Origin of the sequence: Hansschlegelia beijingensis, from assembly GCF_045505405.1 — a bacterium.
In the GTDB taxonomy this organism is placed as follows: domain Bacteria; phylum Pseudomonadota; class Alphaproteobacteria; order Rhizobiales; family Methylopilaceae; genus Methylopila; species Methylopila beijingensis_A.
Window position 1 is genome coordinate 1 of the sequence record NZ_JBJKEX010000738.1, and the last position, 523, is coordinate 523.

The following is a 523-nucleotide window of genomic DNA, read 5'->3' on the forward strand; positions in this document are numbered from 1 at the left end:
CGATCTCCGGCGCCGTTCGTCGGCAGCCGCTCGGCGAAGCTCGCGAGCTCCGCCGCCGCGGACCGTCCGACGAGCCGGGACAGGGGGACGCGGAGCTTCGGCTCATGGGCGATTCCGAACAGGCGGCACGCCGCCGGATTGGGCGCGACCCGAAGCCCCCGCCCGCCGACCGCGACCAGCACGGCGTGCTCGACGAGATCGAGCAGCCCGGGATCCGGGAAGGCGCCGCTCACCGCCGGCCGAACAGCTTTTCGAGATCCGCCGTCGTCAGCGTCACGAAGGTCGGGCGGCCATGGTTGCAGGTCGAGGCGGCGGGCTCCGCCTCGATCGCGCGCAGCAGCGCGTTCATCTCGTCGGGCTTCAGCCGGCGGCCCGCCCGCACCGAGCCGTGACAGGCGACCGTCGCCAGGATGTGGTCGAGCCGGCGCGCCATCGGGGTGGCGTCCGCCTCGCCCTCAGCCAGCGCCTCGGCGACGTCGCGCACCAGCCTGATCCCGTCGCACGGGCCGAGCGGCGCCGGGGT

Annotated in this window: 1 protein-coding gene and 1 pseudogene; both read right to left on the bottom strand. The window is 75.1% G+C overall.

The genetic code is table 11. The features are described 5' to 3' along the window. A partial coding sequence (locus ACIKT0_RS19915; RefSeq protein ID WP_407106965.1) for a hypothetical protein occupies nt 1–233 on the bottom strand: 233 nt, incomplete at its 3' end. Next, nucleotides 230–523, bottom strand: a pseudogene (locus tag ACIKT0_RS19920) (DNA mismatch repair endonuclease MutL); the annotation flags it as partial. The gene ACIKT0_RS19915 and the pseudogene ACIKT0_RS19920, both read right to left, overlap by 4 nt.